The organism is Mobiluncus porci, assembly GCF_009695935.1.
Taxonomy (GTDB): domain Bacteria; phylum Actinomycetota; class Actinomycetes; order Actinomycetales; family Actinomycetaceae; genus Mobiluncus; species Mobiluncus porci.
The window spans coordinates 72,519-88,830 of record NZ_VUMY01000005.1 but is presented as its reverse complement, the minus strand read 5'-3'; the positions used below and the strand labels follow the sequence as shown (position 1 = coordinate 88,830).

Annotated in this window: 13 protein-coding genes; 9 read left to right on the top strand and 4 right to left on the bottom strand. The window is 56.4% G+C overall.

Annotation, left to right across the window (positions count from 1 at the left end; genetic code table 11):
* The first annotated feature begins 19 nt into the window (after positions 1–19).
* The 3 genes from FYJ63_RS03810 (at position 20) to FYJ63_RS03800 (ending at position 3,523) form a co-directional block, all read left to right on the top strand.
* Complete coding sequence (locus tag FYJ63_RS03810; protein WP_154543923.1) at positions 20–1,918, top strand: cation:proton antiporter; 1,899 nt, start codon at positions 20–22, stop codon at positions 1,916–1,918.
* Between the two features lie 79 nt (positions 1,919–1,997).
* On the top strand, positions 1,998–3,101 hold the full coding sequence (locus FYJ63_RS03805; RefSeq protein WP_154543921.1) for a pirin family protein: 1,104 nt from the start codon (positions 1,998–2,000) through the stop codon (positions 3,099–3,101).
* Positions 3,098–3,523, top strand: a complete 426-nt coding sequence (locus FYJ63_RS03800) for a GNAT family N-acetyltransferase (protein ID WP_154543919.1) — start codon at positions 3,098–3,100, stop codon at positions 3,521–3,523. The genes FYJ63_RS03805 and FYJ63_RS03800 overlap by 4 nt, the downstream gene beginning before the upstream one ends.
* A gap of 249 nt (positions 3,524–3,772) precedes the next feature.
* On the opposite strand, the gene FYJ63_RS03795 is transcribed toward FYJ63_RS03800, so the two are convergent.
* A complete protein-coding gene (locus FYJ63_RS03795) occupies positions 3,773–4,840 on the bottom strand; it encodes a hypothetical protein (RefSeq protein ID WP_229769932.1) in 1,068 nt (355 codons plus the stop codon).
* A gap of 173 nt (positions 4,841–5,013) precedes the next feature.
* Between FYJ63_RS03795 and FYJ63_RS03790 the strand changes: the two genes are divergently transcribed.
* Complete coding sequence (locus FYJ63_RS03790; protein ID WP_154543915.1) at positions 5,014–5,232, top strand: GNAT family N-acetyltransferase; 219 nt, start codon at positions 5,014–5,016, stop codon at positions 5,230–5,232.
* A 133-nt stretch (positions 5,233–5,365) separates the two neighbouring features.
* The gene (locus tag FYJ63_RS03785) at positions 5,366–6,616 is read left to right on the top strand and encodes a CapA family protein (protein WP_338106814.1); all 1,251 of its coding nucleotides are present in this window, start codon (positions 5,366–5,368) and stop codon (positions 6,614–6,616) included.
* 68 nt (positions 6,617–6,684) lie between these two features.
* Here FYJ63_RS03785 and FYJ63_RS03780 read toward each other — a convergent pair whose 3' ends face one another.
* A complete protein-coding gene (locus FYJ63_RS03780) occupies positions 6,685–7,680 on the bottom strand; it encodes a bifunctional riboflavin kinase/FAD synthetase (protein WP_338106813.1) in 996 nt (331 codons plus the stop codon).
* A 94-nt stretch (positions 7,681–7,774) separates the two neighbouring features.
* On the opposite strand from FYJ63_RS03780, the gene FYJ63_RS03775 reads away from it, so the two are divergent.
* The 4 genes from FYJ63_RS03775 (at position 7,775) to FYJ63_RS03760 (ending at position 13,530) form a co-directional block, all read left to right on the top strand.
* A complete protein-coding gene (locus tag FYJ63_RS03775) occupies positions 7,775–8,896 on the top strand; it encodes a zinc-binding dehydrogenase (protein ID WP_154543911.1) in 1,122 nt (373 codons plus the stop codon).
* 143 nt (positions 8,897–9,039) lie between these two features.
* Entirely contained in the window at positions 9,040–9,309 is a 270-nt protein-coding gene (gene rpsO / locus FYJ63_RS03770) for a 30S ribosomal protein S15 (protein WP_277025968.1), read from the top strand.
* 195 nt (positions 9,310–9,504) lie between these two features.
* The gene (locus FYJ63_RS03765; protein WP_154543909.1) at positions 9,505–11,904 is read left to right on the top strand and encodes a polyribonucleotide nucleotidyltransferase; all 2,400 of its coding nucleotides are present in this window, start codon (positions 9,505–9,507) and stop codon (positions 11,902–11,904) included.
* Between the two features lie 288 nt (positions 11,905–12,192).
* Positions 12,193–13,530: a carboxylate--amine ligase gene (locus tag FYJ63_RS03760; RefSeq protein ID WP_154543907.1), complete on the top strand. Its 1,338-nt coding sequence runs from the start codon at positions 12,193–12,195 to the stop codon at positions 13,528–13,530.
* Here FYJ63_RS03760 and FYJ63_RS03755 read toward each other — a convergent pair.
* Together FYJ63_RS03755 and FYJ63_RS03750 are read right to left on the bottom strand one after the other, a co-directional pair.
* Complete coding sequence (locus FYJ63_RS03755) at positions 13,514–13,774, bottom strand: MFS transporter (protein WP_154543905.1); 261 nt, start codon at positions 13,772–13,774, stop codon at positions 13,514–13,516. The two genes, FYJ63_RS03760 and FYJ63_RS03755, sit on opposite strands and share 17 nt — an antisense overlap.
* Before the next feature lie 35 nt (positions 13,775–13,809).
* A complete protein-coding gene (locus tag FYJ63_RS03750) occupies positions 13,810–16,224 on the bottom strand; it encodes a PspC domain-containing protein (protein ID WP_154543903.1) in 2,415 nt (804 codons plus the stop codon).
* Positions 16,225–16,312 lie beyond the last annotated feature (88 nt).

Here is a 16,312-nt window from a genome sequence, read left to right as displayed (position 1 = left end):
TCAGCGCTAAGATAATCACATGACAACCTTGGTGGTTTTGGTGGGACTGCTCGTATTGACCGTCATGTGCATGGTAATCGGCAATCGGCTGCACCTGCCGTATCCGATTCTTATGCTGTTGAGCGCATTGGCAATCACTTTCGTTCCGGGATTCCCCCAAATCCAGATTGACTCTCATCTCATCCTGCCGCTGTTTCTCCCGCCGCTGCTCTTCGTGACCGCGCAAACCACGAGTTGGAGCGTGTTTCGAAACCGGTGGCGAACCCTCCTCGTGATGGCGCTCGGCTTGACTGCGATGAGTGCTTTCCTGGTAGCCGGACTCATGTGGGCGCTGGTGCCGGGTTTCACTTTTCCGCTTGCCCTGATGGTGGGGGCGATGTGTGCGCCGCCGGATCCGGTGGCAGTTGATGCGGTCGCGAAACCGGCCAAGATACCGCGCCGGATTCTCTCGATTCTCCAAACCGAGGGCCTTTTCAACGACGCGGTCGCGATTGTGCTGTTCCAGGCAGCGATGCTCGCCGCCACCCAAGGAGATGAGCTCGGTGCCATGATAGCGTTGAAATTCCTTCTGGGAGCGGCTCTAGCCATCGCTATCGGTTTCGCTATCGGAGCGCTGTATCGTCTCGGGGTGCGGCTGACGGATTCACTAGGCGCGAGTGTCGCCATCAGCGTTGTGGCCCCGTTTGCGGCTTATATTATCGCCGAGGCTCTCGGGGTTTCCGGAGTCATCGCTGTCGTCGTGACCGCTCTGGAAACAAACCGGCGCCGCTCTGCGCAAGACGGGGAAATTCGGGTGGCGCAAATGGCATTTTGGGAAGTCGCGAACTTGATGGTCACCGGAATTGCTTTCGGATTGATGGGGATCTCCCTGCGGCGAATAATCGCGGAATCAGGAGACAACCTCGGGCAATTCGTTTTTCCGGCGGTGGTGGCCTGTGTCGCCGTGGTGGCGGTGCGTTTCGTAGTGTCCTGGCTTATGACAATGTTCATTGAACCGAGCCGTCACGGCTCGCGTTTCCGCGAGGCAATCCTTCTGACCTGGTGTGGGATGCGCGGAGTCGCCACGCTGGCTCTGGCTTTGAGCCTGCCCTTGATGACCTCGAGTGGGGTGCCCCTCCCGATGCGCTCTACCATCATGGTTGTAGCGACCGCAGTTCTTCTCGTGACCCTGGTTCCTACCGGGCTTACGCTCCCGTGGCTCACAAGGTTTTTGGGAACGCGCCAAAATCCCGAGGAAATCCATGCACAGCTCGGTGATTTGGTGACGCGGATGCAGCAGGCGATTTGGCAGCAAGTGCGGGAATCTTTTCCGGGCAAGCGGTTTACGCCGGCCATGCGCGAGATTCTGCGTTCGCGGTTCATCACGATTCGCGAGGAACTCGGCATCGAAGTTCCCGCGGAGCTTCGCGACTCCTTGACTCTCGGTTTCGAACGTGAGGCGGATTCGACCGGTTTTTGGAAGACGGAACAAGCCCAGAGGCGCGGGAAGATTCCCCAAGGGACCCTTGGTGAATCTTTCACAACTTCCTCTAAACGCCCTGACGGAAAAACCAGCGAGATGCCCGCCGACAGTAGTGTTATCGCTGAAGAAGAAACCTTATTGCGAGCCGAAGTAACTACCTTGGGCGAGGCCAAACGGGAAGTATTGTCCACCGAGCAGGCCCTGGAATCAGAAGCGGAGGCCTTGGGCGGTGTCCTTGTGAAACCCCGCGATCCTCGCACGACAGCGCATCCGGCAAATATGCCGCCGCAACCCCACACCTACCCTTCGGTAGGGAACTTGACCCAGATGATTACCGTGGCTGGGAACGCGGCGCGCGCTGAGCTTCTCGTGGCTCGCGAGGAACGAGAGTGGGATCCGCATTTGGTGGACGTGGTGTTGCGGAAAATCGATTTGCGGATGCTCTCGGTCGGTTGATAAGTCGGTCGGGCAGGTCTTTTGACCTATTTTCCGGATTCGGCGGGAAAGTTTGGACGTTCGCGGCTAAATTAGGAACATGTCGAATCTGAGCGAAAATCCCGAGGCTTTGGCCCTGGAACCGGTTGAGCCGCGCTGCGCTGGCGGGGCGAAGGTGGAAATCGTGACTTCCCGCAATGTGCCGCTGGGCGGATTGCGGGCGATGACAGTGCATCGCACCTTGCCCCAGCGCCAACGCTCATTCGTCGGAGCTTGGTGTTTTGTGGACCATTACGGACCCGATGATGTTGCGGCAACGGGTGGAATGGACGTGGCCCCACACCCGCACACCGGCCTCCAGACCGTGTCGTGGCTTTTCGAAGGCGAGATTACCCACCACGATTCGGCGGGCAACCACGCGGTAGTGCGACCCGGGGAAGTGAACCTGATGACTGCCGGGAATGGGATTTGCCACTCGGAGGTCTCCACCCAGGACACGACCGTCCTGCAGGGCGTGCAGCTGTGGGCCGCGCTCCCCGATAGCGACCGGTTTCACGCGCCGATGTTTGAAAACTACCCCGTGCCGCGGGTGGCTTTCGACGGCGGAACCGTAAGCGTATTTATCGGCTCTCTCTTGGGGGTGACCTCGCCGATTAAAACCTTCACGCCCTTGGTCGGTGCGGAGATAAACCTCGAGGTGGGGGCGAGTTTGACTTACGAGGTGAACCCATCCTTTGAGCACGGCTTGGTGTTGGATCGCGGCGCGGTGGCGCTCGAGGGCATCGAAGTGGGCCGGACGAATCTGGCTTACACCGGCATCGGGGAAACCCGCTTGACTGTTGTCAACACCGGCTCCGAGCCCGCGCGGTTCCTCGTGTTGGGCGGGGAACCCTTCGAAGAACACATCGTCATGTGGTGGAACTTTATTGGGCGGACGCCTGAAGAGATCGAGAAGTTCCGCGCTGACTGGGAGGCGGGAGTGCCAACCGACGCTTTCGGTGATGGGCCAGATGCCGCTTACATGACCGAACGGGAGGCGGATTTGGCTGGAGCGGCGTCGCGTTTCGGGCGGGTACATGGCTATGTTTCCCATGATCCGCGCGGGTTTTCGCGGATTCCTGCGCCGGTGATGCCGATTGTGAAACTGAAGCCACGGATTAACCCTGCTCCGGTGGCACGGCCTGAAATGAGGATTGAGCAATGAACGAAACCGAACTTAGAGATAAAACCGGCGTGCCCTTGGTGGTCGGTCTTGGAGCCAAAGGCCGAGCTTTTGCGGTGGCCTATGCGGACCGTCCCGAGGAACCGGTGGGGGTGACGTATTTTCTTGACCGCGAGTCGGGTGGCGAACCGCACCACGGACAAGGCGCCGGAACGTCTGGCGGCGAGGGCGAGTCGGAGCGGATATTTTTCCACACGGAGGTCTTGCCGGATTATTCCGGACGCGGTTTGGCCGGGGTGCTGGTTGAACAAGCCCTGGTTGAATCCGCAAGAACCGGTAAAACCGTCGTCCCCGTCTGTCCAGTCGTGCGTGGCTGGCTCGACAAACACGACTACGAAGGAACTTGGCGCCACCCCACCGACAAGGACATTGCGTGGCTGCGAGCGGCACTCGGCGGGCAATAATCACGAAGAATTACCAACGATACTGATATGTACTGAGAGAAATCTTTCCGTTTATATCCTTCTCTAATTAGCTCTGAAAAAAGGCTTATATCCCTTTCCGTCGCTATCATTTTTCTTCAGATCCCTATTTAAGGAATAGAGAAATAATACTGCGAAGGGTAAAAGAACTCCTCCACCTGCCACGAATAAACTATAAAAGGAATATCCAAGTAGTAGTATGTAAAAAATGGCTAAAGACTTTTGCATTAATTAACTTCCTACCTTAGATTGGTAAATAAAAGGCTCTATATGTGGATATTTATCTTGATTCTGTAATGTAAAAGTTTGCTCAAAAAAGTCTAGGCTTTCAAAAATTGTTCCATTATTATTGCCTATTTCTTCTACAGTGAAGACAAAAACAGGAGAATCGCCGGGTTTAAATATTTTAGTTAGATCCCCTGCGAAATACCAGGTTATATTGCGTTTTGCTACGGAATTAAATCCATCGTAAAGAGAGAAAGTAAAAGCTGTTGCCTTGCGTTGTTTATTGTAAGAAATTTGGTCAATCGGTGATGAAACTAAAATCTTATCGCCAACCTTATAATTCCGAAGTTGATCGATGACTGTATTATTGTCATCTCTAAATTCTTTTTCTAAGTCGCTAAGGCTGATTATTTTTGTATATCCTTGTTGCTGATTTAATAATTGCCGATTATTGATTTTTTCCCTAGTATTTTTTGATGAAAGAAGAATTCTGTTGTTACTAGTGTAGTAAATAGTTTTAGGTGTATCGCTGTTTTCTTGAAGAGTATAGCTCCTTGTCCCACTAGTAACTCGTAAATAATTTTGCCAGGTAGTTGAGCTATTTGTGATGTATTGAGCCTTCCAGGAGCTTATTGGGTCATTTTTCTTAAGATTGTAGAATAGGTATTGGTTGGTTCCTGCGTTTAGTGATGCGATTGTAGTCCCAGAAGGATTTGAGAGGATAAGAGACATTCTAGAAAAAATATCAAGGGCAAAAAGACGATGTCCGTGCATATCTATGGTAGACATCCCTCTGGTTATATTTGGCCGAAAATAAAATTCGGATCCTACAGATCCGTTGTTGTAATCTATGGTTGGTGAGACTAAGTACATACTATCCCTTCCCACGCTTGATTGTCCATCTAGATTGATCTGCCGCTCTACGAATCGTCCGGCTTCCTTTACGAAATACCAGCCAATCTGCCACCATGACGAAGCCGATTTCTGCTGATAGTTCTCTGCGTAAACATGATCTGTATTATTTATATTCTTGAATTCCTCAGAGTGTGCGTTGGGAGCTTCATGTAAATGCAAAGTAAGTATTAAAATGGATAAAGACGGGTATTAAAACGAAATCTGGTCTAAATCTCATCTTTGTCTCCTTTGACTCGATTGGGAAATGTAAAAATTATTGAATCCCTAGTTTCAATAATAAAAAACAAACGTTTTATCGCCTGTTGCTGACAATCTTACTCTTTTATGTGGTGATGTACAAGAGGAAATCTGAGATAGGGCGGGAGGTGGATTTGGCCGGGGTGCTGGTTGAACAAGCCCTGGTTGAATCCGCAAGAACCGGTAAAACCGTCGTCCCCGTCTGTCCAGTCGTGCGTGGCTGGCTCGACAAACACGACTACGAAGGAACTTGGCGCCACCCCACCCAAGCCGACATCGATTGGTTGCGCGCCCAACTCGGCTCGGGGATTTGATTGAAGAATCAGCCGCTTCGCTCGCTGCCGCCGAGCCCTCATGGCTCATTTTCGTGGGACATTGTTTTGGGGCGAGGGTTTTTGATATAAAGAAAACGTGTTTTCCTCGCGCTTTTCAAAGGGCTTTCCGTTTGTGGTTGCGGCGTTGTTTTCCGTGGGCACTTGCGGGCTGGTAGGTTGCGCGGGTTCATTAAGTGCCACCGCGGAATCTAGCGCTTCCGGAACGACAAATGCAGGGGGAAATCCCAGGGAATCGCTTGTTGAAACCCCCACCCCGAAACCGACCCCGGAAGTGACTTTCACCCTCGCGGCAACCGGGGATGCGCTCACGCACACGGCGCTCATGCCCGACGTGGCGCGCGACGAAAACGGGGACACGCATTTTACGAACCTGATGGAACCGATTAAGCCTTATCTTGACGGGGCTGACCTCACGATTTGTCACCAAGAGATTGCTTTCGCCAAAGACGGTGCTCCCTACCAAGGCTTCCCGAACTTCGCGATGCCGACCGGTTGGGCGAGCGACATGAAGGAGCTCGGCTATGACGGCTGCTCCACGGCATCTAATCACACGACTGACCAGGGGCTTGAAGGGGTTTTCCAGACCCTGAACGTGTTGGAGCGCGCGGGTCTCGGCGCTACCGGCTCGCGGCGAAGCGAAACCGAAAAACCCTACCAGATGTATGAACTAACTAAGAACGGGCGCACCATCAAAATCGCTCAGCTTTCCCTGGCGTGGGGCAAGCTCGGCGGGATGCCGTTCATCGGTGAGCGGCCCTGGCTCGTGAACGTCGACAATATGAGCGAGATTATCGAGTGGGCCAAGGAGGCCCGCGCTGAGGGCGCGAATGTGGTTATTCTTTCGGGTCACAACGGCTTGGAATATGAGCTTTCGGCGAGTGCGGCGGCGCGCAACTGGGCTTCTCGCGCGGCGGAGTCCGGCGTGATTGACCTCTATATCGGTCACCACCCGCACGTTCCCCAACCCATCGAGAAGCTTCCCGGCGGGGTTGATGGCAAAGGCATGTGGGTTTATTGGAGTGTCGGCAACATCATTTCCGACATGCGGCCCTTGACTACCATGCACACGGATTCTGAAGAGATAGCGCTTGCGACGATTCGCGTGCCGGTGGAGGGCAACGCGGAGGTTTTGAATGCCGGTTGGGTTGCGGTTGGTCTTGAGCCGGAGTCTCACATGGTGGTGCCTCTTGCTGACGCTGAGGCGGGCAGGGTGCCGGAAGGAAGCGCCATGACTTCGGCGAAAGCCGCGAAATATCGCGCTTTTATGCGGGATTTGATTGGCGTTGATAATCCAGAGATTCCAGAGATCACCAAACCGCCAGTGAAGGATGACTCGGCAGTTGTAAAGGCACTCGCTAAGTAATTCGGCATTTACTTACGCTTTGTTGGGTTGATTACTTGCCAAAGTGTGAGTCGGATAATCAACAGTAATTAAGCCGTGACGTCGTTGGGGGAGACGCGGCGGGCTTGGGGAACGCCGAGGACGGCAGCGCTTTCGACAAGATCCTCGTCCATGCGTTCGAGGAGCGCTTCGAGTGAATCGAAAGCCAGGTTGTCGCGGATATGGTGGACAAACTGGACCACGATTTCATCCCCGTAAAGGTCGAGGTCACTCCGACCCATGACGTGAGCCTCGACTGTCCGCCCGACGTCGGCGAAGTGCGGGGATGACCCGACCGAAATCGCGGCGGGAAGAACCTCTAGAGAGGTCGGGGTAGCGGAGCCGTGCGGGTAGGGGCGGCGCAACCAGCCCGCATAAACGCCGTCAGCCGGAATCGCCTCCACAAACTCAGCGTCCAAATTTGCGGTGGGGAACCCGAGTTCGCGGCCGCGGCGTTTCCCGTGAACGACCGTGCCCCGAACCTGATGCGGACGGCCAAGCACGTATCCAGCCTGGTCAACATTGCCTTCGGCCAAGAGCTCGCGGACCCAGGAGGACGACCAGCGCCGACCATAAACCGGATCAACTATGTTCGGGACGACTTGGACGGCGAAACCGTATTTGGCGCCAAGTTTCGTCAAAGTGATGACGCTTCCGGAATTGCCTGTGCCGAAACGGGTATCTTTCCCGACAACAATCACTCGCGGTTGCAGGGGCTCCACCAGATACTGGAGGACGAAGTCCTCGGGAGAGAGCGCGGCGAAATCGAGGTCGTATTGTTGAACCCAGGTGGCATCCAGGCCGAGTCCGGCAAGGAAAAGGAGACGGTCATCAACGGTGCAGATGAGCTTATTGTTTGGGGAGGGATGGTGGACTTGGCGAGGAAGCGGGTCAAAAGTCAGCGCCACCGATTTCAGCTCGTTTTCGCGAGCGAGTTCCACAACCTGTTTGATGATTTGTTGATGACCCATGTGGACGCCGTCGAAAGTTCCGATAGTGACGACGCTCGGGCCAAAGCCTTGTGGGGCTTCATGAAAGATTTGCACGGATTCAACCTTAGCAAAATGGGTCAGGTAAGCGCGAAGAAAGCGATAGTTTCACAGTGGCCGGTGAAACCCTCGCAGTTATAGGGTGGAAGACATGTGGGCGATTAAGGGAATTGAAGGCGAGCCGCGGGTAGTGGAAGTCGAAAGGCCGAAGCCAGGGCCTGGCGAAGTGCTGATTGAGGTACGCGCTGCGGGAGTGAACCGCGCGGACTTGCTGCAGGTAGCGGGGCATTATCCTTCCCCGCCCGGGGCTCCAGACACCTTGGGGCTTGAAGCCGCCGGGGTAGTTGTTGAGGTCGGTGAGGGCGTTGGTTCTTCAGCAAGCGGTGAGCCGCAGATTGCTTATTCTGACATGCTGGGTGTCGGCCTTTCACGTGATGAGTGGTTCGGGCGCTCGGTGGTCGCCTTGCTGGAAGGCGGGGGACAAGCCGAGTTTGCGGTGGCGCGTGCGGAGTGTTGTCTCCCCCTGCCGGTTTCAGGACGCCTCGATGGTTTCGTGGTCGGGGCGGCTCTAATGGAGGCCAGCGCCACCGCCTGGCATAATCTCGTCAACTTAGAACCGCGAGTGCTGTGGGACGATACAGGAAGAAATGGTTTCGTGCCAAGTGCTGAGCCATATGGGGATTCATGGGGATACCCAAAGAGTTTCAAGGTTTTTGTCCAGGGAGGATCCGGAGGCGTGGGGACAGTTGCCGTCCAACTTGCCAAGGCGCTTGGCGCGAAAGTCGCGGCGAGCGCGGGGGATGACGAGCGATGCGCGAAACTCAGTCTGCTCGGCGTTGACGCGATCGCGGATTACCATGACCCGAAATCATTCGAGTCCGCTAAGCAAGAGCTCACGGACGGCTGCGGATTTGACCTCATCTTGGATGTGTCCGGGGCCGGCGGACTGGCCACCAACCTCGATTTGCTGGCGCAAGGTGGGCGGCTTGCCATTATTGGACTCCAAAAAGGGACGCGGGCGGAGATTAATCTCGGGAATCTTCTCTCCAAATCGGCGAGTATCCAGGGCTCGACGATTCGCGCGCTCGGTTCGGCGGAAAAAGCCGACTTGGTGAAAGACGTGGGGGAGTATGTCTGGCCACTGGTCGAGGCGGAAAAGATTCGGCCTGTGGTTGCTGAAACATACTCGTTTGCCAAGGTGGCGGGGGTGCACGAGGCGCTGGCAGCGAAGACCGGGCGACCTTTTGGGAAAATTGTTTTGGTAGTTGATTAAAAATGAGTCAAAAAGCACGTCCCTATGACTCATTTCGTATATCTATGGGGATTTTGCTAGACTTATCTGGCCGTGTATCGGCCACGCTGTGTCTGCTCGAGGAGAAGCCTCGGCGCTGCGTGCAACGAGTAGAAGGAGAATCTGTGGCACTGACTACGGAAGAAAAGCAAGCCATCATCAATGAATATGCAACTCACCCGGGTGACACGGGTTCGCCGGAAGTGCAGATTGCGTTGCTTTCAAAGCGCATCAAGGACTTGACCGAGCACTTCAAAACACATCAGCACGACCATCACTCCCGTCGCGGATTGATGCTCCTGGTTGGTCAGCGCAAGCGTTTGCTCGGCTACCTCCAGGATGTCGACATTGAGCGCTACCGTAGCTTGAAAGAACGCCTCGGTTTGCGTCGCTAGCAATCGGGCTGGCTGGGTTTTCCCCAGTCAGCCTTCTTTTGCGCCTCGGGTAACGCGCCCGGCGCGCATCTTGGTAAGTGAAAGATAAGCGCAATCGGTCCTCGGTAGTGGCTTCCGGGGTTGCCCTTGCTGAAAGCAAATCCCGTGGGCCTCGATCGATGACCGCCGGCGCTTCGAAGAGAAGAGGAGGATCCATTGGAGGGTCCTGAAATTACGGCTGCCGAAGCAGTCATCGACAATGGAAAATATGGCAAGCGCGTCCTGCGCTTCGAAACCGGTTTGTTGGCCCGCCAGGCGGCTGGAGCCGCGATGGCGACCCTGGACGGGGAAACCGTCGTGTTTGCCGCGACAACCGTTGGGAAACAACCGAAAGACCAGTTTGATTTCTTCCCCTTGACAGTAGACGTCGAGGAGAAACAATACGCTGCGGGTCGCATCCCCGGCTCGTTCTTCCGCCGCGAAGGACGCCCCGGCACCGAGGCCATCTTGGCGGCGCGCCTGATTGACCGCCCACTTCGTCCAGCTTTCGTCAAGGGACTTCGTAACGAGGTGCAAGTTGTTGACACCGTCTTGGCGATTCACCCCGATGATGCCTACGACGTGGTGGCGATTAACGCGTCCTCAATGGCGACCCAGATTGCTGGCTTGCCGTTCTCCGGCCCTATCGGCGGCACCCGCCTGAGCCTCATCGATGGCGATTGGGTCGCCTTCCCGACCTACCCCCAGATGGAGAAAGCCACCTTCAACATGGTCGTGGCCGGTCGCATCGTGGGCGAAGACGTCGCCATCATGATGGTTGAGGCCGGTGGCGGGGAAAACGCCTGGGATCTCATTCAAGAAGGTCAACAAGCGCCAACCGAAGAGGTGGTCGCGGGCGCCCTGGAGGCCGCGAAGCCGGTTATCCGGGAACTCTGCCGCGCCCAATCCGAAGTGGCAGCGAAAGCCTCGAAGGAAACCGCGGAATACCCGCTGTTCCCCGATTATGAAGACAACCACTTTGAGGCGATGAAGGCCGAGGTCGAGACGGACTTGACCGCGGCGATTCAGATTGCCGACAAACTCGAGCGCGAAAACCGCGAAACCGAGATTCGCGACGCGGCGATAGAAAAACTCGCGGTCGAGGGCGGCGAGTTTGAGGAACAGGAAAAGGAACTCAAGGCCGCATTCAAGGCTCTCGAAAAGAAGCTCGTGCGCGCCCGCGTCTTGCACGAAGGCAGGCGTATCGACGGTCGCGGTTTGAAAGATATCCGCTCGCTGTCCGCCGAGGTCGAGGTCTTGCCTCGCGTCCACGGCTCTGCCTTGTTCCAACGCGGAGAAACCCAGGTTTTGGGCGTCACCACCTTGAACATGTTGCGCATGGAGCAGCAGCTCGATAACCTTTCGCCGATTACCCACAAGCGCTACATTCACCAATACAATTTCCCGCCCTACTGCACGGGCGAAACCGGGCGCGTGGGATCCCCGAAGCGCCGCGAAATTGGACATGGACACCTGGCTGAGATGGCACTAGAGCCGGTGATTCCGCCGCGCGAAGAGTTCCCCTACGCGATTCGCCAGGTCTCCGAGGTGATGGGCTCGAACGGTTCCTCTTCAATGGCTTCCGTTTGCGCCTCTACCTTGTCGCTTCTGAACGCGGGCGTGCCCTTGCGCGCCCCGATTGCTGGTATCGCCATGGGACTCATGAGCGAGCCGGGAGAAAACGGCGAGACACACTTCGCGACGCTCACAGATATTTTGGGCGCTGAGGATGCCTTTGGTGACATGGACTTCAAGGTCACCGGCACCAAGGACTTCATCACGGCTCTCCAGCTCGACACGAAACTCGACGGGATTCCCTCAGAGGTCCTTGTCGGGGCCTTGACCCAGGCTCGCGATGCGCGCTTGAAGATTCTTGATGTCATGCAAGCCGCAATCGACGGTCCCGACGAACTCGCGCCGACCGCGCCGCGGATTTTGACCGTGAACATTCCGGTTGACAAGATTGGCGAGGTTATCGGCCCGAAGGGCAAGATGATCAACCAGATTCAAGAAGACACCGGCGCGGAGCTGACGATTGAAGACGACGGCACTGTGTATATCGGCGCGGACAACGGTCCGGATGCCGAGGCGGCTCGCGATGCGGTCAACGCGATTGCGAACCCCCAGATGCCGGAGGTCGGCGAGCGTTTCGTCGGGACGGTTGTCAAGACCACCACCTTCGGGGCGTTTATTTCCCTGACTCCGGGCAAGGACGGCCTGCTCCACATCTCCCAGATTCGCCGCCTCGTCGGTGGCAAGCGCGTGGAGAACGTGGAAGACGTTTTGCAGGTCGGTCAGCAAGTCCAGGTCGAGGTCGCCGAGATTGACCCGCGGGGCAAGCTCTCCTTGCACGCTGTGGTTGAGGGCGAAGAAGACGGCGGGACAGGCGAAGACGCGAAGGACCACGGCGAGGGCGAAACCCGTGAACCGCGGGAACGCCGCCAACGCCGCGATCCACGCGACCGAGATTCCCGTGACTCCCACGAGGGGGGCTCTCACCACCGCGACCGGGCTCGTCGTCGGACCCACCGCGCGCATCCCCAAGATGATCGCGATGACATGAACATCGGCGAATAGTCGCTGAGACGTTCAAAAAGCGAAAGGGAGCCTGGTCGGAACACTGGCCAGGCTCCCTTAAACCTAAGACCCTGGAATGGACTTGAGGCTTTTATCGCTTCTGTAATCTAGGTGAGTGACGTAACTCAGGAAAAATTGGCGATGAGTGGCAATAATGGCAGTGATGGCCAGAATCTCCTGAGTTACGTAAAAACTTCGGAGGCATAGAGATTAGATTCCGTCCCCAGCCACCCCCAACCAGCGTAGAATTCCAGCCCCGTACGTAGAGAAAACCCCAGAGGTATAACAATGGAAAAATCGACCAAAACCCCGCCACCGTTCCAACCAATCATTCTTGGTGGCGACATTGGAACTTACGGCTTGGTGCGCTCTTTTTTTGAGGGCTGGGGCGTGAAATCTCTGGTTGTTACCTCTATGGTTTTGGGTCCGATTCAAAACTCGCGCTTGTTGAAGCCGGTTATCGTCGAGGGCGATGACGACAGCCACGAGGATTTTATCGGTAAGCTCCTCGAAATCGGTCCCTTGCTCAAAAAGAAATGGCCCGACACTCCGCTGGTGTTGATGGCGAACTCGGACACGAATGTGGTCAACATTCAAAACCATGCCGATCAGCTTCGGGAGTTTTATTTATTCTCTTTCCCGAGCCTCGAAACCATTGCCGAAACCAACGACAAGGCGGGGTTCGCCAAGCTCGCCGAGAAGCATGGCATGAATGTGCCGCGAACTTTGGAAATCAACCTTGATGATGGCCTCGATGCTGTAAAGAAGCAAGTCGGGGAGGCTTTTTCTCAATATCCATTGATTATTAAAGCCTCTCGTAGCTATGGCTATGAACAGTTGCACTGGCCTGGTAAGGCGAAAGTATATACAGCCGGAGACACGAGCGAGGCCGCGGAAATCCTGCAGACGCTTGAGGAGCACACTGCCGGGCATCCTCAGGCGCGCCACTTCGTCGTTCAGCCGCGCATCGAAGGCAATGATACCTTCAACCTCTCTTTGACCGCTTATGTTGACGGACGGGGGGAAGTGAGCTTCCTCGGGGCCGCGCATGTCCTACTCGAGGATCACCACCCGACAGCCTTGGGGAATCCTGCCGCGATGATCACCGAGACCTACCCCGAATTGTTCCGCCAGGCCGAGGCGTTTTTGGTGGGGGAGAACTGGCGTGGTTTTGCGAATTTCGATGTAAAGGTGAACCGCGGGACTGGCGAGGCGTTCTTCTTTGAGGTAAACCCGCGCATCGGTCGCAATCTTTACTACAATACTGCCGCCGGCAACAATCCGATGTTTGCGCTTGTAAACGACCTCTTGAAAGGCGAGTCGACTCCGATTAACGATAACCCGGATACGGTGCTTTACACGGTGTTGCCGCGCTCGCTCCTGCTGGCGTACACGACCGGGCGGGTTCGAGCCCAGGTTAAAGAGCTCTGGCGTGGCAAGCATTTTCATCCGCTGTTAGCGCCGGGTGAGCGAGAGTGGAGCCTACGCTATGTGAAACGGCGGTTCTATGTGTGGGTGTCGACTTGGAACCACTGGCGGAAATTCCTCCAAAACTTCCCGCCAAAGGCCCTCGCGGCGATTGGCCGCGAGTCCTTTGAGACGACGCCGCTCACCGACGCGCGCTAGCCACCGCTCCAATCAGCAATGCCAGACCGGCCGCGCCGAGAAAGCCTACTGTGAGGCCCCACAGGGTCACGGGCGCGCCGAGAGCGACCGCGATTGCCGCGGCTCCCACCAGGACGAAAATAATCCCGAAGGTCAACGCGGCGAGGCTCATTTCCTCACGCAGTACCGGTTTTCTCTCAGGAAAATCCGGCGGGGGCAGTGTTTCGGACTCTTGAAAGGTCAAGTTTTCAGTAGTGTCTTCCATTATTCCTCCTAAACAATCTTTTCAGTTTCAGTTCATTAAGCTGACTGATCTTGCAACTGGCGGCGCAATTCTTGGATTCGCTGGCGAAGCTCCGGAGGAACATCAGACAGAGAATCCTTGGGGAAAGAATTGAGCCAGTCGGGGATATCAGTCGGGGAGCCTTCGGGGGCGGGAGTCGAAGAAGGCTTCGGGGCCTGACTTTGCGAACCGGGAGTCCCCTCGGGCTGTGAGCCAGGTTTCCCGTCACCTCCTTGTTGAGCACCATTCTGCGGTGGAGTAACCGCCACCGAGGGCTCATCGGAGGGAACCGTTCCGCTTTGGATATTGCCCACCGGTTCGAAACTCACCGTGTCGCCCTCGCGCCACTTATCGCCACCCGGCTCGTAGTGATCGTTATATCCGTTGTTGTTAGCATCCGCCCACGGGCCCAACCTTCCGGCTTTGATATCTGTAAGGGAGGCACTCTGCGTGGCTGATTCGTATTCGTAGGCCATTTTTCCGCCGAGAATAGCGTCGGATTCGACCATTCTCATTTTGATGGCGGGAGGTATGGCACTCGAATCGGGAACTTGGGTATTGGAATTCTTATCCAACCAATAGGTCACCAAATAGTGTCCATCAGGGAGAATAGTTCCATTCCACACCTCCTCACGCGGGCGCTCATAGACAGTGACCCCGCCATAGACCTGGTTCAGTTCAATAACCGCGGTGCCCTTGGAATCGGATTTCTTGCCTTCCTTGGCCTCTGTGGCGTCCTTGGCGTCCTTGGCGGCCGCGTTCTCAATCACGACGCTGGCCACGGACTGTTGACCCCGTTTCATGACACTGCCGCCATCGCCGAAGCCGGTGTTGAGAGTGGAATCAGTAAAGGTGACCTTTTCACCAGCGGCGTTGAAATATTGCGGGCGGTCTGAATCGATTTTCCCGTTTCGCAATACGCCTGCTCCACCCGAACTCCTCACCTCGTCACCGGACCATTCGCTCATAGAAGACAACTTAAACTCCACGCCAGTGAGGTTGAGCTCGAGGCGCACCGGCTGGTCGGGGTGTAGGAAAATACGGGTTTGACCGCCGAAATTGTTGACGGTGATGGGCTCAGAAAGATTCTTTTGATCCCTCAGGTCGATTTCGACCTGACCGTTGACCGCGTTGAGGTCGCTGCCCGGCTCTAAGTTGTAATACTGGGAGCTGAGCATGTCTTGCCAGAAACCGGGGTTGAGGTCGTTTAGCTTCGGGATTGCCACGGCCACGCCGGTTGCGGGAATGGTTAGCAACACGACGAACAGGGGCGTCACCCAGGCTAGCCAGGAGGTGCGGTGGCGTCTCGCTGCGAGGACCAGCATCGCTCCGCCCAAAATGACAGTGATTAGCCCGAGAGTCAACAAGAAGGCAGACGCGGCGTGAAGCCCGCTGAACTGGGCGCTCATTCCGGCCACGTTGGCGAGGAGGATTAGACCGCCCACGGCGAGGTTAAACGGCAAGCTCGGTCCGGCGAGGTGTGGTTTCGGTGGCACTAGCGGAATCTGAGGAGCTAGGGGAGACAGGGGAGTCGCGGGAGACTGAGTAGTTGAGGGCGACTGGGCTGCTAGAGGAACGAATCCCTCGGGCGGATTGGTTCCTGAACCGAAAAAGTCGGCAGGGGATGACGAGTCCGTGGGGCTATTTCCTGCCTCACCAGCGGAGACAACCGCGTTTGCGGGGTAGGAGGCCGAGGCGGGAGCCGCGGGATATGTCCCTGACGGGTAGGCCCCTGACGGGAAAGAACCAGGGGTCACCACTTTGGAGGTCTTGTGCCGCGAAACCAGCCACACGATGAGGAACACGATGGCTGCCAGCGGGAATCCCCCAAAAAGATCCATCATGAACATGGAGAAAACAGGGAACTGCCAGGGAGAATCGGTTATACCGTAAAGGAACATCTCCGCGAATCCCGCTACGAGCCCAATCCCGCCGATGCCGAGGAACCAGGCTCCGGCCTTGTTGTATTCGTGACGGTAGATGAGGAAACTCACCCAGGCGATGGCTCCGATAAACAGCGCTCCGGCCGGAATGTTGGCGAGACGCTCGAATGGGCTGCCCTGGTACATGTCCGTGAAGCGCCACCCGGGGAAGCCGTCGTCCAGCAATCCGGCTGAGCTCGCGGACACGAGGGTGATTGAGAGTTCGGAAGGGACTCTAATCAAGCCGATGATCGCAATGATGATGGGGAGGGCAAGAATCGGTTTAGCGTTGCCGTTTTTTGCCTGTTCAACAAGGATTTCTCCGGTTCCCGACTCCGGAAGGAACATCCACAGCAGGCCGTAAAGCAAGGCGCCCACTCCGAAGAAAAAGATTAGAACGATGGCTATCCCGCGAATCACAATCGGGTCAACCCGCCACTTTTGGGCCAAGCCGCCACAAACCCCTCCCGCGACGTGATCGGGGGAACGGAACCACCCCGAGGCGCGCAGACTGTCGAAAAAACCGACTCGAGGGGGCGGTGGGGGTGGTCATTCTCGGAGGGGTCCAAGTGCCGGCGGAGGCAGGCTGAGACGGTTG